Annotated in this window: 18 protein-coding genes; 9 read left to right on the top strand and 9 right to left on the bottom strand. The window is 67.9% G+C overall.

The genetic code is table 11. From position 1 onward, the window contains the following. Positions 1-74: 74 nt before the first annotated feature. The 3 genes from VA603_RS13585 to VA603_RS13575 are packed head-to-tail and all read right to left on the bottom strand — an operon-like array spanning position 75 to position 4984. Positions 75-2492: a TonB-dependent receptor gene (locus VA603_RS13585; RefSeq protein ID WP_313252000.1), complete on the bottom strand. Its 2418-nt coding sequence runs from the start codon at positions 2490-2492 to the stop codon at positions 75-77. A gap of 56 nt (positions 2493-2548) precedes the next feature. After that, on the bottom strand, positions 2549-3739 hold the full coding sequence (locus VA603_RS13580) for an SO2930 family diheme c-type cytochrome (protein ID WP_243694037.1): 1191 nt from the start codon (positions 3737-3739) through the stop codon (positions 2549-2551). A 9-nt stretch (positions 3740-3748) separates the two neighbouring features. After that, positions 3749-4984, bottom strand: a complete 1236-nt coding sequence (locus tag VA603_RS13575; RefSeq protein WP_313252003.1) for a parallel beta-helix domain-containing protein — start codon at positions 4982-4984, stop codon at positions 3749-3751. Between the two features lie 119 nt (positions 4985-5103). Between VA603_RS13575 and VA603_RS13570 the strand changes: the two genes are divergently transcribed. Next, a complete protein-coding gene (locus tag VA603_RS13570) occupies positions 5104-6135 on the top strand; it encodes an AraC family transcriptional regulator (protein ID WP_207911823.1) in 1032 nt (343 codons plus the stop codon). Positions 6136-6168: 33 nt separating this feature from the next. Here VA603_RS13570 and VA603_RS13565 read toward each other — a convergent pair whose 3' ends face one another. From VA603_RS13565 to VA603_RS13545, 5 genes are all read right to left on the bottom strand, one after another. Next, entirely contained in the window at positions 6169-6552 is a 384-nt protein-coding gene (locus VA603_RS13565) for a RidA family protein (protein WP_132865465.1), read from the bottom strand. A gap of 719 nt (positions 6553-7271) precedes the next feature. After that, positions 7272-9431 (bottom strand): RelA/SpoT family protein, encoded by a 2160-nt coding sequence (locus VA603_RS13560; RefSeq protein ID WP_132865466.1) that lies wholly within the window; start codon positions 9429-9431, stop codon positions 7272-7274. 107 nt (positions 9432-9538) lie between these two features. Next, the gene (gene rpoZ, locus VA603_RS13555) at positions 9539-9838 is read right to left on the bottom strand and encodes a DNA-directed RNA polymerase subunit omega (RefSeq protein WP_132865467.1); all 300 of its coding nucleotides are present in this window, start codon (positions 9836-9838) and stop codon (positions 9539-9541) included. 123 nt (positions 9839-9961) lie between these two features. Beyond that, positions 9962-10582: a guanylate kinase gene (gene gmk / locus VA603_RS13550; protein WP_323439165.1), complete on the bottom strand. Its 621-nt coding sequence runs from the start codon at positions 10580-10582 to the stop codon at positions 9962-9964. A gap of 165 nt (positions 10583-10747) precedes the next feature. Next, complete coding sequence (locus VA603_RS13545) at positions 10748-11608, bottom strand: YicC/YloC family endoribonuclease (RefSeq protein WP_132865469.1); 861 nt, start codon at positions 11606-11608, stop codon at positions 10748-10750. A gap of 110 nt (positions 11609-11718) precedes the next feature. Between VA603_RS13545 and rph the strand changes: the two genes are divergently transcribed. From rph to pepQ, 8 genes are all read left to right on the top strand, one after another. Continuing rightward, positions 11719-12447 carry a ribonuclease PH gene (gene rph / locus VA603_RS13540; RefSeq protein ID WP_323439164.1) on the top strand — a complete coding sequence of 243 codons (729 nt, stop codon included), beginning with the start codon at positions 11719-11721 and terminating at the stop codon, positions 12445-12447. Further along, positions 12444-12833 carry a VOC family protein gene (locus VA603_RS13535; RefSeq protein WP_313252012.1) on the top strand — a complete coding sequence of 130 codons (390 nt, stop codon included), beginning with the start codon at positions 12444-12446 and terminating at the stop codon, positions 12831-12833. The genes rph and VA603_RS13535 overlap by 4 nt, the downstream gene beginning before the upstream one ends. Beyond that, entirely contained in the window at positions 12830-13429 is a 600-nt protein-coding gene (gene rdgB, locus VA603_RS13530; protein WP_165931202.1) for an RdgB/HAM1 family non-canonical purine NTP pyrophosphatase, read from the top strand. Before VA603_RS13535 ends, rdgB begins: the two co-directional genes overlap by 4 nt. Positions 13430-13476: 47 nt before the next feature. Continuing rightward, complete coding sequence (locus VA603_RS13525) at positions 13477-13941, top strand: hypothetical protein (RefSeq protein WP_323439163.1); 465 nt, start codon at positions 13477-13479, stop codon at positions 13939-13941. A gap of 43 nt (positions 13942-13984) precedes the next feature. Beyond that, on the top strand, positions 13985-15214 hold the full coding sequence (gene hemW, locus VA603_RS13520) for a radical SAM family heme chaperone HemW (RefSeq protein WP_323439162.1): 1230 nt from the start codon (positions 13985-13987) through the stop codon (positions 15212-15214). 75 nt (positions 15215-15289) lie between these two features. After that, entirely contained in the window at positions 15290-17704 is a 2415-nt protein-coding gene (locus tag VA603_RS13515) for a DUF1631 domain-containing protein (protein ID WP_323439161.1), read from the top strand. Next, a complete protein-coding gene (locus tag VA603_RS13510) occupies positions 17701-18048 on the top strand; it encodes a PilZ domain-containing protein (RefSeq protein ID WP_132865476.1) in 348 nt (115 codons plus the stop codon). The genes VA603_RS13515 and VA603_RS13510 overlap by 4 nt, the downstream gene beginning before the upstream one ends. A gap of 82 nt (positions 18049-18130) precedes the next feature. Beyond that, complete coding sequence (gene pepQ / locus VA603_RS13505; protein ID WP_323439160.1) at positions 18131-19456, top strand: Xaa-Pro dipeptidase; 1326 nt, start codon at positions 18131-18133, stop codon at positions 19454-19456. Between the two features lie 140 nt (positions 19457-19596). Here the strand turns inward: pepQ and VA603_RS13500 are convergent, their stop codons facing one another. Next, entirely contained in the window at positions 19597-21582 is a 1986-nt protein-coding gene (locus VA603_RS13500; protein ID WP_323439159.1) for an MGH1-like glycoside hydrolase domain-containing protein, read from the bottom strand. Positions 21583-21683 lie beyond the last annotated feature (101 nt).

Genomic DNA, 21683 nt, shown 5'->3' with positions numbered 1-21683 from the left:
CTTCGGGGGACCTGCATGTCCCCCTGCCCTCATCCCGGCCCTTCTCCCGTGCACGGGAGAAGGGCTTGGAACGCCTAGAACTTCACGGTCATTTCCAGACCGTAGGTGCGCGGATCGGTGATGGTCGCGCCGACCACGCCCAGCGGGCCACGGCCGTAGGTGTTCAGGCCGCGCACGTACTGCTTGTCGAACACGTTGTTGGCGTACACCGCCCAGTTGAAGTGGCCCAGCGGCGAGGTCCAGGCGATGCGTGCATCCGTGCGTTGCCGGGATTGGCCCACGTTGAGCAGCCTGCTGATGCCGCAGTCACCCTGCAGGTCGGAGGCCTCGTTGCAACGCTGTGCGCCGCGGTACGCCTGCCGGACCGAGAAGCGCAGCTGGCCGTTGCCACCGAGATCAGCCTGGTATGCGGCGCCGGCCGAAGCGGTGAAGCGCGGCTCGCCGGTCGGCTCGCCGTCCAGGTCGACTCCCTCGGGCGTCACGTAGTTCTTGTACTTGGAGTCGATCCACTCGGCCTGCGCATCCAGGCTGAAGGCATCGGTGACTTTCCAGCGCATGTCGAAGTCCACGCCGGTCGCTTCCAGGTCACCGGTGTCGAAGACGTAGCGCGGGATGTCGACCGGGTTGTTAGGGTCCGGGTCGACCAGGCGGATGGCCTGGCGGTTGTCATAGCGGTAGTGGAAGACCGAGGCGTTGTACGAGAAGCGGGCGAAGCTCTGCTTGATGCCCATCTCCAGGTTCCACACGTCCTCGTTCTCGAACGCCGGGCCGATCTGCAGCGCGTTGAAGCCACCGGCCTTGTAGCCCTTGGCCAGCGACGCGAACACCATGGTGTCGTCATTGACGTGGTAGTCGATGACGAAGCGCGGGCTCCAGTCGCTCCAGCGCTTCTTGTCGCGGACCAGCTTGCCCTTGTTGACCATCGCCGGCGCATCGATGAAGGCCATGTCGAAGGTCAGCAGTTCACGGGTGATCGGAACGCCCATGCCGGCCAGCGCCTGGAAGAAGCCCAGCGCCTCCAGCGTGTCCAGCTTGGCCTCCAGGCCGGGCGCGTTGCGCGGCGTGTTGAGCCAGGTGAAGTCCTTCTCGTCGCGCGTGTAGCGCAGGCCGAAGGTCAGGTTGAGGCGGTCGGTGGCCTTCCAGATCACGTCACCGAACACCGCATAGGACGTGGTGTCGAGCGTGTTGAGGAAGCGCTCGTTCCACTTTTCGCCCACCAGCGAGATCGGGATGCCGTTCATCTGCGCCAGCATCGAGGTGAAGCCGAACAGGCTGCCGTCGGGCGTGGGGGCGATGCCCATGTTGCGGACGATGTTGTCCACCGCCTCGGTATTGGTATTGACCTCGCTGGTCTGGCGCGCGTCCTCGTTGAAGTAGCTGGCGCCGGCCACCCAGTCGATGTGGTCGTTGCTGCCGGAGAACTTGAACTCCTGGTAGAAGGTCTCGTTGCTCTCGGTGTTCTTCGAATCCACGTACAGGTCGGCGCGGTTGGTGCCGTCCTCCTCGGTGTGGTTGGTCGAGTCGTACTTGCGCCAGGAACTGGTCGAGGTGAAATTGCCCCAGGCCAGCGCATGGTCGACGATCAGCGTCACGCCATCGAACGTGCGCCATTCGGCATTGTCGGCATCGCTGTAGGTCTTGACCTTGCGCGGGTCCAGATAGTCGTTGGGATCCACTGGCACGGTGGGGCGCGCCGGGTAGTCCGGCAGCGCCACGATGCCGGTGGTGACGCGACCGTTCTGATCCAGGCTTTCATGGTCCCAGGTGATGTAGGCGGTGGTGTTGTCGCCAAAGCGCGACTGCCAGGCCGCGCGCGTGGCCCAGACATTGTCCCCGCCCAGGTCCTTGCCGGTGGCACCGTCCTGGAACCAGCCATCGCTGGTATTGATCAGGGCGTTGAAGCGCAGCGCGGAGTTGTCCCCGGTGGGGATGTTCCACATCGCATCGGCGTACTTCTTGCCGTAGTTGCCGACCCGCACCGTTGCGCGCGCTTCCACGTCGGCCTGTGGCCGGCGGGTGATCAGCGAGATCGCACCGGCGGCGGTGTTGCGGCCGAACAGCGTGCCCTGCGGGCCCTTCAGCACTTCGATGCGCTCCACGTCGACGAACGGCAACAGCACCCCGCCGCCGCGCCCCCCGTACACGCCGTCGACGAAGATGCCCACGGCCGGATCGGTGCCGATGCCGAAATCGTCGGTTTCCACGCCGCGCAGCCGGAACGAAGGCTGGGTCGGCTGTACCGCATCGATCACCAGGCCCGGCACGAACGCGTCGATGTCACCCAGGTTCTCGGCGGCCACGTCGCTGAGCAGGTTCTGGTCGACCACCTGCAAGGCGATCGGTACGTCCTGGATCTCCTGCTGGCGGCTCTGCGCGGTGACCGTGATCCGGTCCAGCGTGGTCGCCGCGTCCTCCCTCGCCGATTGCGCCATGGCCGTACCAGCCGTCCCCAGCACCACCAGCCCGGCCATCGCCCGCTGCAGCCCTGTCACCAGACTCCGTTGTTTCACTCGCATCGCCTCTCTCCCAGCAGTGGGTGAAACCGACCTCAACCGGCCGGCGGTCCCGTCGTGTTGACCGGCCCCGCGCCGGCCGTCGTATCGCAACTCCCTTCAAGCCCATTGATCCATTGCCGGATCAATGCCAGACCTTCCTTGTGCACCACCGCCCTGCCCAGCTCCGGCATCATCACCGCCGGATCGTCGCTGTCCATGCGGAAGGCGATGATCGAGGCATCGGCATCACCGGGCAGCACGTCATACAACCGGTTTCCGGTGCCCTTGCCGGCGGCGATGGGCTGCTTGCACAGGCCGAGTTTCAGGTGATCGCGAGTGGGCGCGTCCAGCCACAGCCCGGAGGTGATCGCCGGGCCGGTGCGGCTGTGGCAATGCCCGCAGTTCACGTCCAGGTAAGCACGTGCACGCGCATCCAGCGATGCCTGCGGATCGGTGGCATCGGCGGCCCGTGGTGCCTGCGCCGGGGCCGGCGCGCCCTGCAGGTAACCCACCCGCGCCAGGTGCGCCAACTGGTTCTCGCGCCCCCCGGCGTAGTCGAAGTCACGGTTGAGGTTCCGGGCCTTGGGGCCGATCGGCAGCAACTTGCGCGACCGGTTGTCGGTGATGTGGCAGCCGCCGCATTGGTTCTGGTCCGGGACCTGGTAGCTCAGCGCCTCGCGCGCGCCGGCCGCGTCCACCAGCTCCAGTTCAACCGTATCGCCGGTGCGCTTGAGCGTGGCAATGGTCTGCTCGCGGTTCCATACATACGGCAACGCCACCCAGCCCTGTTGGCGATGCACCAGCAGCCGCGTTTCGATCAGGCGCACCCTGGACAGGTCCAGCACCTCACCCTGCAACGAGGACTGCGAGGGCGGCGTGCGCGCCACCGCCATGGCGTCAGCGCCGCCCCCTGCCGGCAGCGGGTAGTAGAACGTCTTGCTGAGGATGGTGCCGACCGGGAAATCGAAGGCATTCTCCGGCTGATAGCCGGCGGCCTTTCCTTCCGGCATCCACACCGTGCGCAGCTTGTGCGCGTAGTCGCTGAACAACGGGGTGTTCAGGTCATACGGCACCACCCCGTCATTGAGTCGCAGCTTGCCCCCCTCGACCCGCAGCACGTGCCACTGGTCCAGCGTCGCAGGCTGGCCCTCGTCGAAGAAATGCACCGCCGGCTTGCCGCTGCACCCCACCAGGGCCAGCAGTACGCCGATCATCATGCCTACCCGCACACGCATCGCACGCATCGGTCGTCCTCAACCCCGCTTCAGGTCGATTGCCGGCAAGCGCGGCAATTCGCAGTCGAACGGCTTGAGGTCCTTGCTCGGATTCTTGTAGCCCCCGGGGCCATCGGCGTTGATCACGCCGTTGACGTCGCGCAGGCAGATCTGCGGGCCCATCCGGACCCCATCGACCACTCGGTTGGCGTTGAAGTAGCCATCCCACAACACGTCCGGGAAGTTGCCGGTCAGGCCGAAGGTGGCGACCTTCAGCGCCTTCAGGTCCAGGCCATCGGGGGAATCACCGCCGCCGGACAGCGTGTTGTTGTGGATGTAGATGCGCTCGGGGTAGGGGTCGAAGCTGGCCGACGCGCTGCTGTCCTTGTAGCCGGTGGAATAGACGCTGGAGACGATGATGTTGGCGGTGGCGTTGTCGCGTATCTCGTTGTCGAACACCTCGATGTCATCGTTGGAATTGATGACCACCCCCGAACCGGCCGGCACGCTGGCCACCGGCGTGCCCTTGGCACCGAAGTTGGCGTGGTTGTTGGCGATGACCTTGTTGTTGAACACGCGGATGTTGGCGCCCTGCTGCGACAGCCCGGGCATGTTGAACACCAGGATGCCGCCGGTGTTGCCGGTGGCCACGTTGTTGTAGACATCGGCGTTGCGGGTGTTCTCCACCTCGATGCCGGCCACGTTCTGCTCGGCGCGGCTGTCGCGCACGATCACCCCGTCGGACTGGCCGACGTAGATGCCCGCATCGGACGCACCGATGGAGATGGTGTTCTCGATCAGCACGTCCTTGGTCAGCACCGGGTAGATGCCGTAGGCACCGTTCTTGGTGCTCGGCCCGCCGGTCCACTGCACCTTGATGCCGCGGATGGTGATGTGCTCGGACTCGCTGATCTTCAGGCCGTCGCCCCTGGAGTCCTCGATGGTGAGGTTCTCGATGGTGAAGTTGTCACCATTGACCAGCAGCCCTTCGGCACCGGCCTTCTGCCCCTTGAAGCTGAGCACGGTCTTGTCCATGCCGGCACCGCGCAGGGTCACCCCGTCGGCGCGCAGGGTCAGGCTGCGCTCGAACTGGTGCCGGCCGGCCGGGATCTCGATCACGTCCCCGGGCTTGGCGTCGAGCAGGCGTTCCTGCAGGCTGGCCGCAAATGCCCCATCGGCGGCGGCCACGGCCGGACCCGGCTCGGCCTGCTTCTGGCAACCGGACGCCAGCACCGCCACTGCGGCTGCCACCGCCCATTTATTGCTGCGCTGCATGATTCGGCCTCCCATACGCCGCCAGATGTTGCCGCAGTCTGGCTTTCAGCCAGTGTTCACGCGAAGGGCAGGAGCGGCATACTTGGGGGGGCAAAGCGGACAAGCTGGAGGGAGCTTCGATGCATCGCAGATCCGGGGACCGGCTGGCCATCGCCGATGTCCCCACCAACATGCTGTGTGGCCTGTTGCTGATGGGCCGCGAACTGGGCGTCAACAGCGAGAGCTGGCTGGCCGGCCTGCGCCTGAGCGTCACGCAGCTGGACGACCCGCGCACGCGCATTTCCTACCGGCAGGCGATCGAGGTCATCCGCCGCGCCCTGCCCACGCTCCCCATCGACGGCGTCGGACTGGCGATGGGCAGCAGCCAGAACGGCGGCAACTTCGGCCTGCTCGGGCTGGCGATGAAGACCGCGCGCACCTTCGGCGATGCGGTGCGCATCGGCCTAGACTACCAGCGCAACCTGGGCCCATTGATGACATTGAGCCTGCATGAGCACGATGCCCAGACCCTGGCGCTGGTGGCCACCGCGCCGGAGGAATCACATGACCTGTTGCCATTCCTGTGCGAGGAACTGTTTTCCAGCGTGCTGATGCTGGGCCGTGAACTGGCCGGCGAGCGCTTCAGCCCGCTCTGGGTGGAGCTGGGCTATCCCGCACCCGGCTACGCGGCCCAGTACGCAACGCTGTTCCGCTGCGAGGTCCGCTTCGAGCAGGCGCGGCATGCGGTGTTGCTCGACCGGCGCTGGATGGACCTGCCTTTCGCCAGCTACAACCCGGTGACCTCGCAGCAGGCCCTGGCGTTGTGCCATGGCCAGCTCGCCAGCCTGTCGATGCGCGGCGAGACCACCGCGGCGGTGGAGCGGCTGCTGCGCCCGCAGTTGCGGGACAACCCGCAGATGAGCGACGTCGCCCTGGCCCTGCACCTGAGCGAACGCACATTGCGCCGGCAGCTGGCCGAGGAGGAAACCTCCTTCAGCGAGGTACACGACCGCATCCGCACCGAACGGGCCCTGGAACTGCTGCAGGATCCCGAACTGGGCATCGCCGCGATCGGCAACCAGCTCGGCTTCAACGACGCGCGTGAGTTCCGTCGCGCCTTCAAGCGTTGGACCGGGCAGACGCCGAGCCAGACCCGGCGTCCCCTGGCCTGAGGGCCTGCAGGCAGGCCCTGCCTGGCCGCTGGATTACTCCAGCACCATGATGGCGTCGACTTCGAACGCGGCGCCCTTCGGCAGGCCCGACACTTCGATGGTCGAACGGGCCGGGAACGGCGCCTGGAAGTACTCCTGCATCACCGCGTTGACCTTGGCGAACTCGCCCAGGTCGGTCAGGTACAGGCCCAGGCGCACCATCTTGTCCAGCGAACCGCCGGCTTCCTCGGCCACGGCCTTGAGGTTGTCGAACGCACGACGGGCCTGTGCGGTCACGTCGCCGGCGACGATGTCACCGGTGGCCGGGTCCAGCGGGATCTGGCCGGAGAAGTAGACGGTGTTGCCGGCACGCACGGCCTGCGAGTACGGGCCGATGGCGGCCGGGGCGTTGGCGGTGTTGATGATCTGGCGGGACATGGGCAGCTCCACATGGGAAAAAGGTCGGCCATTGTAACGTCGGCCCATGACGGCCCAGTCATCACCCGCGCAATGGCCGGTTCATGCACATGGACAATTCTTCACCACACGTTGTAGAGCCTTGCAGCGCAAGGGCCGTGCACGCTTATCCACAGGTTCCACCCGGGGTGCCGCACACGCGTTGTGGAAAAAAGCCGCTCCGGCCCGCATCCGCTGCGCGTGGCACGGTGCTACCGGTGGGTGGGATGCCGCGCAGGCGGGGGTGGAGCCCCCTGGCCAAACCAATTTGACGCGCGATGCTGAGGACACCGGGATTGCGTCCCTGCCTATGGCGTCGCCTGGCTGGACAAATTTTCACCACACGTTGCGAAGCCTTGGGACACAAGGGCTGCGCACCCTTATCCACAAGTTCTCCGTGCAGTGCCGCACACCGGTTGTGGAAAAGCGGTTCGGGCCTGCATTCGCCACGCACGGCTCGGCGCTACCGGTGCATGGTGACCACGCAGGCCGGGCTGGACAAATCTTCACCAAACGTTGCGAAGCCTTGGGGCACAAGGGCTGCGCGCCCTTATCCACAAGTTTTCCGTGCAGTGCCGCACACCGGTTGTGGAAAAGCGCTTCCGGCCTGCATTCGCCATGCATGACCCGGCGCTACCGGCACATGGGGGCTGCATGGAAGGGATGCGCTCCCCGCCACGCTTGCCCAGGCCAAGCGCCGACTACTGCCGGCGCACTGCCTGCACCACCTGCAACCGACGCAGGCGACGCATCACTTCGGCCAGGTGGTTGCGGTCACGGACCTGGATGTTGAAGCACAGCACCGCCGCGTTGAAGTCGCGGTCCAGGTAATCCACGCGCTCGATGTTGGAGTGGCTCTGCGCGATGGCCGCGGCCAGCTGCGCCAGCACGCCGGTGCCGTTCTCCACTTCCACCACCAGCGCGGTGTCGTAGTCGCCCACCACGTTGGTGTCCCAGCCGATCGGCACCCAGCGCTCGGGCGACTTGCGCAGCTCGGCCAGGTTCGGACAGTCCAGCCGGTGCACCACGATGCCCTTGCCGGCGGTGTGGTAACCCATGATGTCGTCGCCCGGGATCGGCTGGCAGCAGCCGGCGAAGCTGACCACGCCACGCTCGCTGCCGTTGATCAGGATCTTCTCCTGGCGGCGGCTCGGCGCATTGCCACCGCGCAGCTCGGCGTAGGACATCAGTGCCTGCGCGGCCTGGGTGGGCATCCAGTTGCCCAGCGCCACGTCGGCCAGGAAAGCCTCCAGGCGCGGATAACGCTGCTCGGCCAGGAACGCATCCAGGCGGCCCTTGGGCAGGCGCTCGATCGAGCTGTCCATCGCTTCCAGCGCGCGGTCGAGCATGCTGTGCCCCAGCTGCACCGCGTCCTCGTGCTCGAGCTGCTTGAGCTGGTGGCGGATGGCGGTGCGTGCCTTGCTGCTGACCACGAATTCCAGCCATTGCGGCTTGGGCGAGGCCGAGCGCGCGGTGATGATCTCCACCGTCTGCCCGCTGACCAGGCGCGTGCGCAGCGGCACCAGTTTCTTGTCCACGCGCGAAGCCACCGCGCGGTTGCCCACGTCGGTATGCACCGCATAGGCGAAGTCCAGCGCGGTGGAGTTGCGCGGCAGCGCCAGGATCTTGCCCTTGGGCGTGAACAGGTAGACCTCGTCCGGGAACAGGTCGACCTTGACGTTGTCCAGGAACTCCAGCGACGAACCGGCGGTGCGCTGGGAGTCGATCAGCTCCACGATCCACGCGTGCGCGCGGCTCTGCGCGCTGTTGGGGCTGTCGCCACCGAACTTGTAGGTCCAGTGCGCGGCCACGCCGCGCTCGGCGATCAGGTCCATCTCCTCGGTGCGGATCTGTACCTCGATCGGCGAGCCGTACGGCCCGAACAGCACGGTGTGCAGCGATTGGTAGCCGTTGGCCTTGGGGATGGCGATGAAGTCGCGGAAGCGCCCGTCCAGCGGCTTGAACGCGGCATGCACCGCGCCCAGCGCGTGGTAACAGTTGGGCACGTTGCGCACGACCAGGCGGAAGCCGAACACGTCCATCACCTGGTCGAAGGTTTTGTTCTCCTCGCGCATCTTGGTGTAGATGCTCCAGGGCGTCTTGATGCGGCTGATCAGGCGGTGCTCCAGCCCTTCGCGCGCCAACCGCTGCGACAGCTGCACCTCCACCTGCGCCATCGCCTCGCGGCGGACCACCGGCTGGCTGCGGATGTGCTTTTCGATGATGGCGTGACGCCACGGGTACAGCGCACGGAAGCCCAGGTTCTGCAGCTCGGACTTGATCAGGTTCATGCCCAGGCGCTGGGCGATGGGCGCGTAGATGTCCAGCGTCTCGGTGGCGATGCGGCGGCGCGCCTCGGCACTCTGCGCGCCCAGGGTGCGCATGTTGTGCAGGCGGTCGGCCAGCTTGATCATGATCACGCGCAGGTCGCGCGACATCGCCAGCAGCATCTTGCGGAAGCTCTCGGCGGCCGCTTCCTGGCGGTCGCGGAACTTGAGCTTGTCCAGTTTGGTGACACCGTCCACCAGGTCGGCCACGGCCTGCCCGAACTCGCCGGCCAGTTCCGCGGCGGTGAGCGGGGTGTCCTCGATGGTGTCGTGCAGGATCGCGGCGATCAGCGTTTCCACGTCCAGGCCGAGCTCGGCCAGGATGCGCGCGACGGCGACCGGATGGGTGATGTAGGGCTCGCCGGACTTGCGGGTCTGGCCCGCGTGCGCGGTCGCGCCCACTTCCCAGGCGCGACGCAGCAACGGCAGCTGCTCGGCGGGCAGGTAGCTGGCTGCGCGTTCGAGTTGGAGTACGTAGTCAGGTACCGCCCCGCCCGCGGGCGTGGCTACCTGGGCGGAAGGGCCTGGGTTCATGGCGGAAGACTATGCCAGCAGGCGATCTTCGGCAAACCCGGAATGCAGAACAGCCCGCACGGGGCGGGCTGTCCGATGTACTGCAGCGATGCGCTTGATCGAGCCGATCAATCGTCGTTCTTGGACATGTCTTCGTCGGCGACCACTTCGGCGGCGGCCCACTCCAGCGCTTCGCGCTCCACGCGCTCACGCTCGGCCTTCTCGACTTCCTCGATCAGCTCGTTGTCGATACGGCGGGCGGCGATTTCGCGCAGCGCCAGCACGGTCGGCTTGTCCTCGGTCTCGCTGTTGTCGATCGTCGCCTGGACACCATTGGCCAGCTGACGGGCGCGCTTGGACGCCATGATGACCAGCTCGAAACGGTTGTTAACGACTTCCAGGCAATCTTCTACGGTGATGCGGGCCATGCGGGCTCCCGGCGACCTGCACGGCCGCTCGAACGAATGAGGGAAAGGGGAGCGATTGTAGAGGCCCGGCCGCCCGGAAATCAAGCCGACGGCTGAACAGCCCCTTGTGAATCAATCGCTTGCTCAGTTTTCGGGGGCCAGCAGGGAGGCGATCAGGGCGGCATTTCGCCGCTGCTGGGGCTCCAGCCGCAGCCGGCTGGCGGCGAAGATCGCGCACATCTCGCCCACGGCGGTGTCGAAATCCTCGTTGACGATGACGTAGTCGAACTCGTCGTAATGCAGCATCTCCTCGCGGGCGGCGGCCAGACGCTGGGCCATCACCGCCTCGCTGTCCTGGCCGCGCTTGCGCATGCGCTCGTCCAGCGCCTGGCGCGACGGCGGCAGGATGAACACGCTGACCGCACCCGGCACCTTCTGCCGCACCTGGCGTGCGCCCTGCCAGTCGATCTCCAGCAGCACGTCCTTGCCGGCGGCCAGCTGCGGCTCGACCGACTGACGGGCCGTACCCTTCCAGTCGCCATGCACCCGCGCGTGCTCGAAGAAGTCGCCTTCACCGATCATCCGCTCGAACTCGGTGGCGCTGACGAAGTGGTAGTGCTTGCCGTTCTCCTCGCCCGGGCGCATGGCCCGCGAGGTGAAGGAGATGGACAGGGAGATCTGCGGGTCGCGCGCCAGGGTGGCGTTGACGATGCTGCTTTTGCCGGCCCCGGACGGGGCGGCGACGATATAGAGGGTGCCACGCATGGAAGGGTGGGCCAGCGTCGGAATGGCCCGGCATTGTAACGGGACGGGCCGTTTCGTGCCGAACGCCCCCGCCGTGGAGCGCCGCCATGCCGCGCCAGCGCCTTGCCGGGGACGCCGATACCGGCTGCCGTGCCGAGCAGGGCCCGGCACGGCTGGACCGGCGTGTCACTCGATGTTCTGGACCTGCTCGCGGATCTGGTCGATCAACACCTTAAGCTCGACCGAGGCGTTGGAAGTGCGGCTGTCCACCGACTTGGAGCCCATCGTGTTGGACTCGCGGTTGAACTCCTGCAGCAGGAAGTCCAGGCGACGGCCGACCGGCTCGCGCTGGCGCAGGATGCGGCGGATCTCGGCGATGTGGCTGCCCAGCCGGTCCAGCTCCTCGTCCACGTCCAGCTTCTGCAGCCACAGCACCAGTTCCTGCTCGGCGCGGCCCGGGTCCATCGGGTGCGGCAGGTCGGCCAGGCGTGCGGCCAGTTTGGCGCGCTGGCCTTCACGGATCACCGGGATCAGCTCGCGCACCTCGGCGGCGATGCGCTCGATGCTGTCCACGCGCTCGCTGATCGCCGTGGCCAGCTTGTCGCCTTCACGCTCCCGGGCCTGCACGAAGCCATTGATCACCTCGTCCAGCAGCGCCATGGCCTCGGCCTGCAACGCGGTGGTGTCGGTGGCCTCGGTACGCAGCACGCCCGGGTACTGCAGCAGCTCGGTGAACTCGACCCGCAGGTTCGGGAAGCTCGAATGCAGCCGGACCGCCAGGTCCCCCAGCTGCTTCACCAGCACCTCGTTGACCGTCAGCGAGGTCGCCGCCTCCGGGCTGCGCAGGCGCATGACCAGGTCCAGCTTGCCGCGGCTGATGCGGCCGGACACGCGCTCGCGCAGCTGCGGCTCCAGCGCGCGCAGCTCCTCGGGCAACCGTACCCCGACTTCGAGGAAACGGTGGTTGACCGAGCGCAGCTCGCAGCCCAGGGTGCCCCAGGGCGTGACGCGTTCGCCGCCGGCATAGGCGGTCATGCTTCGAATCATGTGGAATTCCGGTGCGTTGCAAAGGGCGAATGGTACCCTAGGCGCCCCCGGACGCCGGCCCGTCGGCCGCCCGGGCGCCCCATTGAATACCCCTGTCATCCGGACCTTTCATGACCTTTTCCCGTCCCAGCGGCCGCCAGGCCGATCAGCTGCGCACCGTCACCATCGAACGCGCCTTCACCCGCCATGCCGAAGGTTCGGTGCTGGTGAGCTTCGGCGACACCCGCGTGCTGTGCACCGCCAGCGTCGAGAACCGCGTGCCCGGCTTCCTGCGTGGCAAGGGCGAAGGCTGGGTGACCGCCGAGTACGGCATGCTGCCCCGCTCCACCCATACCCGCTCCGACCGCGAAGCGGCACGTGGCAAGCAGGGCGGCCGCACCCTGGAAATCCAGCGCCTGATCGGCCGCACGCTGCGCGCCTGCATCGACCGCAATGCGCTGGGCGAACGCACCATCACCCTGGACTGCGACGTGCTGCAGGCCGATGGCGGCACCCGCACGGCGGCCATCACCGGCGCCTACGTGGCACTGGTGGACGCGGTCAACCTGCTGCTCAAGCGCGGTGACATCAAGCGCAACCCGCTGTTCGGCGCGGTGGCCGCGGTCTCGGTCGGCGTCTACAAGGGCCAGCCGGTACTGGACCTGGACTACGCCGAGGACAGCGACTGCGATACCGACATGAATGTCGTGATGAACGACGGCGGTGGCTTCATCGAGCTGCAGGGCACGGCCGAGGGTCATGCCTTCCGCCGCGACGAGCTGGACGCGCTGCTGGTGCTGGCCGAAAAGGGCATCCGCGAATTGTTCGAGGCCCAGCAGACGGCACTGGCCCAGGCATGAGCCGGCGCATCGCCCTGGTCACGCTGGTGGTGGCCGACTACGACGAGGCCATCGCCTGGTACACCGGCAAGCTGGGCTTCCAGCTGCTGGAGGACATCGACCAGGGCCGCAAGCGCTGGGTGGTGGTCGGGCCGGCCGACGGTAGCTCCGCCGCGCTGTTGCTGGCCCGCGCCAGTGACGCCGAACAGCGCAGCCGCATCGGCAACCAGACCGGTGGCCGGGTCGGCTTTTTCCTGAACACCGACGACTTCCGGCGCGATCACGCCGCCATGACCGAGCGCGGCGTGCAATTCCTCGAGGCCCCGCGCGAGGAGCCCTATGCCACCGTCGCGGTGTTCCGCGACCTGTACGGCAACACCTGGGACTTGTTGGAGCCCAAGCAATGAAACTGGTACTGGCCAGCGGCAACGCCGGCAAATTGAAGGAACTGCAGGCCATGCTCGGCGCGCTGCCGCTGCAGATCGTGCCGCAGCGGGAGCTGGGCGTGGACGATGTGCCGGAGACCGGCCTGACCTTCGTCGAGAACGCGCTGATCAAGGCGCGTCACGCCTGCGCGGTGACCGGACTGCCGGCGCTGGCCGACGACTCCGGCCTGATCGTCGATGCACTGGACGGCGCCCCCGGCCTGTACAGCGCGCGCTATGCCGGCAGCCCGACCGACGATGCCGCCAACAATGCCAAGCTGCTCGACGCCCTGCGTGATGTCCCGGCCGAACGCCGCAGCGCCCGCTTCTACGCGGTGATCGTGCTGCTGCGCCACGCCAATGACCCGCAGCCGCTGATCTGCGAAGGCAGCTGGGAAGGCCGCATCATCGATGAACTGCGTGGTACCCACGGCTTCGGCTACAACCCGGTGTTCCTGGACGAGGAACTGGGCCTGACCGCCGCGGAAATGCAGCCGGAGCAGAAGAACGGCCGCAGCCACCGTGCCAAGGCACTGCAGCAGCTCAAGCAGCAGCTGGCCCGGGTCAGGCTCGACTGAGGTCACGGCGGATGACGGCGCGCCGCTACCGGCCCCGGCTGGGACTCGTGCAATTGTTGGCCATGCTCGGCGGCCTCACCGGGGCGATCCTGGGCGGCGTGCTGGCCTACAACGGCGAACAGCCGTGGTGGGCACCGCCGCTGTGGGCGTCGGGCTGCGCACTGGTCATCACGCTGATCGGCGCGCCGATCATCTGGCAGCGCGTGATCCTGGATGAAGCCGCCGGGCACCTGCGTTACCACAACATCGGTACCCTGCACCGATGGCGGCAGGTCCGGCTCCACGACGTGCTTGAAGTCCGTTACGACGACTTCGCCGACCAGCGCAGGGCCATGGTCTCCGGACTGCTGCTGTATATGCGCAACGGCAACCGCCCGGCCTACCACCGGCTGATGGACAACGATGCGGGAAGCGACCGGGGCGCCTCGCCGATGTTCCATGACATCACCGCGGCCGTGCTGCGCGCGCAGCCACGCTCACTGGTCGATCCGATCCTGCTGGACAGGCGCTGACCCGCCTCGCCCCCCCGCCCCCTCATTCCCGTCTGACCTGCCCATGTCGCACTCCCACGCCCATTGCCACCACGCGCCCGGTGAATCCTGTTCGGGCGACCACGGCCACGCTGCCGGCCCGCAGCTGGTGCCACCACCGTTGTCGCTGTACGTGCACTTGCCCTGGTGCGTGCGCAAGTGCCCTTACTGCGATTTCAACTCGCACGCGGGCAAGGGCGCGCTGCCGTTCGATGCCTACATCGATGCGCTGATCCGCGACCTGGACCAGGACCTGCCACTGGTCTGGGGCCGGGTGGTCAGCAGCGTGTTCTTCGGCGGCGGCACGCCCAGCCTGTTCCCGCCCGAAGCGATCGATCGTTTCCTGCAGGAGGCCAGCGCACGGCTGCGTTTCGCGCCGAACCTGGAAGTGACGCTGGAGACCAACCCTGGCACCGCCGAGCACGGCCGCTTCGACCGCTACCGCGTGGCCGGCGTGAACCGCATCAGCTTCGGCATCCAGACTTTCAACGATGACGCGCTCAAACGCCTGGGCCGCATCCACGACAGCAACGAGGCCGAACGCGCGGTGAAGCTGGCCCAGGACGCCGGCTACACCAACTTCAACATCGACCTGATGTACGCGCTGCCGGAGCAGACCCTGGCCCAGGCCGAGCATGACCTGGAGCGCGCCTTCGCGCTGGACCCCACGCACATCTCGCACTACCAGCTGACGCTGGAGCCGAACACGGTGTTCTTCGCCCGGCCGCCGCAGGGCATCCCCGACGAGGACAGTGCCTGGGACATCCAGGAGCACTGCCAGGCACTGCTGGCCCAGGCCGGCTACGGCCAGTACGAGGTCAGCGCCTATGCCCGGCCCGGCTACCAGTGCGCGCACAACCTCAACTACTGGCGCTTCGGCGACTACCTGGGCATCGGTGCCGGTGCCCACGGCAAGATCAGCTCCGGCGCCGGGCAGCACGTGCTGCGCCGCTGGAAGCACAAGCATCCGCAGGCCTTCATGGACAGCGCCGGCACCCCGGCCAGCATCGGTGGTGACGACATGATCAGCCCCGAGCGGCTGCCGTTCGAGTACATGCTCAACCTGCTGCGCCTGCACGAAGGCTTCACCCTGCGCGATTTCGCGTCCCGCACCGGGCTGCCCGCCGCCGCGCTGCAGCCTGCGCTGGCCATCGCCGGCGACCGCGGTTGGCTGGCGATGGAGGGCGACCGCCTGCTCCCGACCGAGCTGGGCCGGCGTTTCACCAACGACGTGGTGGAGCTGTTCCTGCCCTGATCGTAAGAGCCAAAGTGGCGAAGCTGTCACCAAAATGATAGAAAGCGCGGTCTAACGGGGGCAGAACACACCACGATGTCAGGGACCGCATCCAGTTCGTCCAGTCAGGCGCCTGCCCGGATCGCAGACGCGCCGGTCCCCACCCGCGTCCGCCAGTTGCTCGAAGCCGTCTGGCAGGCCGCCGACGACGTCCTGCGCACGCCCCTGCAGCTGTGCATGGTGGAGCTGGAACGTGCGCTGTTCCAGCACGCCGAGAAGGCCCGCAACAGCCAGATCCAGTCGGACATCTACGCCCAGATGCGCACGCTGCGCGAGCAGGCACCGCAGTTCCCGGGCCTGTTCCTGGATGCCCTGGCCGGGCAGCTGGCCAGCTTCAGGGATACCCCGCAACCGATCGGCAACACCCAGGCCACGGCGTTCAAGACCATGACCCTGGTCGAGGACACCGACATCGACCGCGACATCGTGCTGCACGAGATGGCCCGCCGCGAAGGTACCCGCGGCATCACCGCCCTGCAGCTGCTCGGGCAGCGCTTCGCGGTGCTCGCCGCCCAACCGGCCTTTGACATCGAGCGGCTGCCCACCGGCCCGTATGCGCTGTGCCGAGCCCTGCGCGAGGCCGGCGAGCGGCTGCAGCTCAACCTGGAAAGCCAGCTGGCGCTGTACCAGGTGTTCGAACGCCAGGTCATGGACCGCCATACCGAGCTGGCCGACCGCCTCAACATCCTGTTCGCGCGCGAAGGCGTGCTGCCCGGGCTGGTCTACCGCCCGTACCTGGTCCGCCCCTCCGCGCCGCGCGGCAACGCCCCCGCCGGCAGGGACACCGGCAACGGCCTGGGCCCGGGCAGCCGTTCGGCCGGACAGGGTCCGCTGACCAGCTGGCAGGGCCAGGCCCCGGCGGCCTCCTGGGCCAGCAGCCTGTCGCAGGAACTGCAGCTGCCGGGCGGCCTCGCCGGTGCCGCCGCCGGCGCTGCCTCGGCGCCGGCGGTGTCCGGTGCGGGCACTGGCGGCGGCTCCGATGCCGCCGCTCCAGCCGGCAACCCGGTGCTGTCGGGCCTGCACAACCTGCTGGATGCCGCCCGCCATGGCGTGGCCGGCGGCGCGGCCGGTTCCGCCAGCGCGGCGCCATCGACCCTGACGACCGGCGGCAGCACCGAGGGCTCCCATGCCGTGGCCGTGCCGAGCAGCGCCGTGATGGACCTGCTTGGCAAGCTGCAGAGCGCCGCGGCCGGCAACCGCCGCAGCATCGGCGACATCCACGGCGCGCTGCTGTCACAGATCAAGGCCGAACACGGCCCGACCGCGGCACTGTCCTCGCAGGACACCGACACGCTGGACCTGCTGGGCATGCTGTTCACCCAGATCCAGCGCGAGGTGCGCAGCGACGGCCCGGCCACCGGCCTGCTCACCCAGTTGCAGGTGCCGCTGCTGCGCGCGGCCATCAGCGACGCCAGCTTCTTCCAGCGCGACCAGCACCCCGCGCGCGAGCTGCTCAATGCCGTGGCCGAGTCCGGCGCGGTGTGGCTCAGCGACGACGACAGCGACCCGGTACTGCTGCAGAAGCTCAACGAATCGGTCGCCACGGTGGTCAATGACTACCAGGGCGACGAAACCGTCTTCACCGAGGCCAACGAGCGCATCCAGACCCACCTTCGCGCCGCCGCCCGGCGCGCCGAGGTCACCGAGCGCCGGCAGGTCGAGGCCGCGCGCGGCAAGGAGCGGCTGGAGGCCGCCAAGCAGCTGGCCAGCCGCACCATCGAGGACGTCTGCGCCAACAGCAACCCGCCCAAGTTCGTGCAGACCCTGTTGCGCAAGGCATGGTCGGACGTATTGACCCTCACCCTGCTGCGCCAGGGCGAGCAGTCGGAGGAATGGAAGCAGCGCGAGCAGTCCACGCGCCGCATCAGCGAGATCACCGCGCTGAAGTCCGGCACCCCGGACATCACCTTCGGCGACGAAATCGAGCAGTCGCTGCAGCAGGTCGGCTACCACCGCGACGAGGCCGGTGCGATTGCCCGCCGCCTGTCCTCGCCCGGCGGCGAGGACGACATCACCTCCAAGACCGAGCTGACCGCCAAGCTCAAGGCGCGCTCGCGCCTGGGCGAGGCCGGCGACCGTGACGAGGACGAGGAGCGCCGGCGCAAGGAACAGCCCGAGCGCAACCCGGCCGAGGAAACCCATTACCGGCAGCTGCGCACCCTGCCCTTCGGCACCTGGTTCGAGTTCGTGGTCAACCAGCAGGGTGACAGCCGCCGCCAGCGCCTGTCCTGGTACAGCCTGATCACCGACAACGCCCTGTTCGTGAACCAGCGCGGCCAGAAGATCGCTGAGCTCTCGCTCGATGCGATGGCCCGGCTGATGGCCAAGGGCCAGTTGCGCATGGTCACCGAGGACCGCGGCCGCCTGATCGACCGCGCCTGGCAGGCCACCCTGCGTACCCTGCGTTCGCTGGCCGGCAAGGCCCCTGCCGCTGCGGAGGAAAACGCATGATCACCGAAACCCGCCGCGCCCCCCGCATGCCGGTGCCGGACCTGGTGCCGGTCCGCGACATGATGACCGACGGCGTGATCGGCCGGCTCAGCAACATCTCCGAAAGCGGCATGCTGCTGATCGCCTCCGGCCCGCTGCAGGACGACGCGCTCTACCAGCTGCAGTTCACCATTCCCGACGGCCGCGGCGGCCAGCACCAGATCGATGCCGGCGTGCACCTGCTCTGGCGCGAGCCGGCGCACGCCCCGGAACAATCCTGGGCAGGCTTCCGCTTCCTGACCATGGACAAGGCCCAGCGCGAACAGCTGGTGCACTGGATCGAAAGCAACCTGCCGAAGGCCTGAGTGACGAAAACGGCACAGCAGCCGTGGGCCGATTGCGGCAGAATCGTGGCCCCGCATCACGTCATCCAAGCGAGCCACCGCGATGAACCAGCACGATCCCGCCGCCCTGTATTCCGACCATCTGGGCGTGCTCATGCGCCGCGCCGATGAGGCACTGGCGCGCGGCGGCTTCGATCACCTGGTCGTCCCCAGCGGCACCCTGCACTACCAGGCCTTCGACGACCGCGACTACCCGTACGCGGTGAACCCGTTGTTCAAGACCTGGCTGCCGCAGACCCGGCTGCCCTGCAGCTGGCTGGTGTACACCCCCGGCAAGCGGCCGACGCTGGTGTTCTACCAGCCCTTCGACTATTGGCACGTGGTCCCGGACGCCCCCAGCGGCTGGTGGGTCGAGCACTTCGACATCCACATCATCCGCAAGCCGGAGGACGCGCTGCCGCTGCTGCCCAGGGACCCGGCCCGTTGCGCGATCATCGGCGAAGCGCAGAGCGCGCTGGGCGGCTTCGTGCCGAACAACCCGGAAGCGGTGATCCATTACCTGGACTGGTACCGCGCCTACAAGACCCCCTACGAAGTCGCGCTGATGCGCCAGGCCCAGGTGCTTGCCGTGCGCGGCCACAAGGCCGCCGAGGCCGCGTTCCGCGCCGGCGCCAGCGAATTCGGCATCCACATGGCCTACTGCAGTGCGGTCGGCCAGGACAGCAACGAACTGCCCTACGGCAACATCGTCGCGCTCAATGAGCATGCCGCGGTGCTGCACTACACCGAGCTGGGCCGCGTCGCCCCGCAGCCGCTGCGCAGCTTCCTGATCGATGCCGGCGCCTCCGCACATGGCTACGCCAGTGACATCACCCGCACCTACGCCGCCGCCGGTCATGACGAATTCCAGGCCTTGATCGATGCCGTCGACGCCGCACAGCGGAAGATGTGCGCGGCCGTGCGCAACGGCTTCGACTACAAGCAGCTGCATGTGGATGCACACCTGTCGCTGATGGGCATCCTGAAGGACTTCGGCGTCATCAACGTCTCCCCGGAAGCCGCACTGGCCACCGGCGTCAGCGCCGCCTTCTTCCCGCATGGCATCGGCCACCTGATCGGCGCCCAGGTACATGACGTGGCCGGTTTCGCCGCCGGCGACCACGGCGGCCGCGTCGAGCGTCCGGCCGGCCACCCTTACCTGCGCATGACCCGTGTGCTGGCGCCGGGCATGGTGGTGACCATCGAGCCGGGGCTGTACTTCATCGACATGCTGCTGGACGAGGTGAAGCAGGCCGGCAGCGCGGCCAGCGTGAACTGGGAGCGCGTGGACTTCTTCCGCCCCTACGGCGGCATCCGCATCGAGGACGAGGTGCTGTGCACCGAGGGCGAGGCCGACAACCTGACCCGCCCGGTGTTCGCCGCCGCCTGATCGGTCACGGCAGCGATGCCGTCCGCCGCAGGAACAGGAAGCGCCGCGATCGCGGCGCTTCCTTTTTCACCTGAACGAGGCGCCGACGTCTGCCCGCACGTTCGAGAACGGGGCGCGCCAGGCAGGCCCGCCGCCAACCCTCACTCGCGTCCCACGCCCAGCAGCCACAGGTAACTTGCCGCCGACCAGCTGAAGTTGCGCGCCTGATAGCCCTTGCCGGTGGTCGGGTCGTAGTTTTCGTACATCGGCGCCTGCGCATCCAGCCCCTCGGCATTCAACAGCAGGCGTGCGGTCAGCTGGTCGGCCTCGCGCACGTGGCCATGACGGCGCAGGGCTTCGACCCCGAATCGCGCCTGGTCCAGCCACAGCGGCCCGCGCCAGTAGCCCTTGATCGGCGAGAAGCGCGGATCATCGGCCGCCAGCGTGGGCAGCGGCATCGGCGTGGCGAAACGCTTCGGATCCAGCATCGTAGCGATCACCCCACGCGCCTGTGCATCACTGGCCAGCCCCGCCCACAACGGCGTCCAGCCCTCCGAGCCGAACACCCGGATATGCGCACCACTGCCCAGTCGCGCATCGAAGAACCAGCCCGCCTCGGCATCGTGGAAGCGCGCACCGATGTGCTGCTTCATCGCCTCGGCATCACGCAGCCAGGCATCGCGTTCGTCCAGCTTGCCCAGCACGCCGGCCAATGCCGCCAGGTCCAGCTTCTCGCGGTAGAGATAGGCGTTGAGGTCGACCGACTCCTGGTCAAGCGACCAGGCGTTCTCGCCATTGCGCAGCATCTTCGCGTCATCGAAGCGCACCGCGTTGTCCATGCCGCTTTCCCACGCGGCGGCCAGGCGGGTGCCGTCGGTGGCACCGAATTCAGCCAGGCCGTTGTGGTCGTGGTCGCGCTCGGCGAACCACCAATGGTGATAGCGCACCAGCTTGTCGTACATCTCGGCGACGAAACCGGCATCGCCGGTGGCACGGTGGATTTCCAGCGTCGCCCAGGCAGCCAGCGGCGGCTTGGTGTTGCGCCAGTTGTTCTCCTTCGCATCGAGGTAGACGCTGTCGGCGACCATGCCGTTGGCGGCCTGGTAGTCGAACATCGCGCGCATCTGGTCGCGCGCCAGGTCCGGCGCGAAATGGGCCAGCGCGACCGCGTGCTTCCACGAATCCCATGCCCAGAAGCCGTTGAAGTAATCGGCCGAGTAGGAGGGAATCACCCCGTCGTGGCGCAGGTCGCCGCGCGCCGCGCGCCAGTTGCCGATCAGGGTCTGCACGGCCTTCAGCGCGATGCGCCGCGCGGTCGCATCCGGCACGCCCGGCACGTGGCTGGGCTTGATCGCCTGCAGGTAGCCGTTCCAGCGCGCGCGGTTGCGTGACCAGGCGGCATCGGCGTCGACCTCGATGGCCGGTCCCGGCCCTGCCGACAACTGCTGTTCCAGCACCAGCACCAGTGGCTTCGCCGCCTCCAGCTGCACCGGCTGGCTCGACGCGAACACGACCCGGTTGCGCGCCTGCCGTGGCAGCAGCTGCACCACGTCCTGGTGCAGGCGGGTCAGCACGGTCTCGGCGCTGCCGGCGAACGTCTGCGTCACCGCACCGGAATGCAGCACGAGCCGATCCCCCGGCGCCAGCATCGCTTCGTTCTCCACCGCCACGTCCAGCGCGCGCGAGGTCGACGATTCCAGCTCGATGCGCACCAGCGCGCGCTGCGCATCGGCGAAGAACAGGGTCTGCCGTAGTTGCAGACCCTGTCCATGAAAATGGCGCTGCAGGTAGCCCGGCCCGGCATGGCTGCCGACTTCGCGCAGCGCGATCACCGCGCCGCCTCCCGGCGGGGCCAGCGTCACCTGCGCGAGCCGCCGTCCCGCCCAGCGCCCGGCACCGATGCTGTGCACGAAGGGCCCGGAGAAACCACTGCCGGCGTCGCGGGCAAGCGGCAGGCTGTAACCATGCCAGGCGCCGGCATCGAAGAAGATGTTGAAGCCGCGATCGGTTTCACTGGCCGGCGTGCCATGCATGTCCAGCACATCGACGGCGGCATCGGCCACCGGCGGTGCCGCAACGGCTGGCCCGGAAAGTGCAAGGATCAATGCCGCGGCCCGCAGCCGGCGCAGGTGTGTGGTGGCACTCATCGGTTGTCCCCCGTGGATCGAACCGGGGAGTCTAAGCGTTCGGCCACGCAGGCGGCAGCGACGGCTTCCGCAACTTCGCAGGGCCAGGCTCCCCATGGCCC

Source organism: Stenotrophomonas capsici, from assembly GCF_034961085.1.
Lineage (GTDB): Bacteria > Pseudomonadota > Gammaproteobacteria > Xanthomonadales > Xanthomonadaceae > Stenotrophomonas > Stenotrophomonas capsici.
The sequence above is the reverse complement of the archived record's forward strand: the minus strand, read 5'-3'. Positions and strand labels throughout refer to the sequence as shown.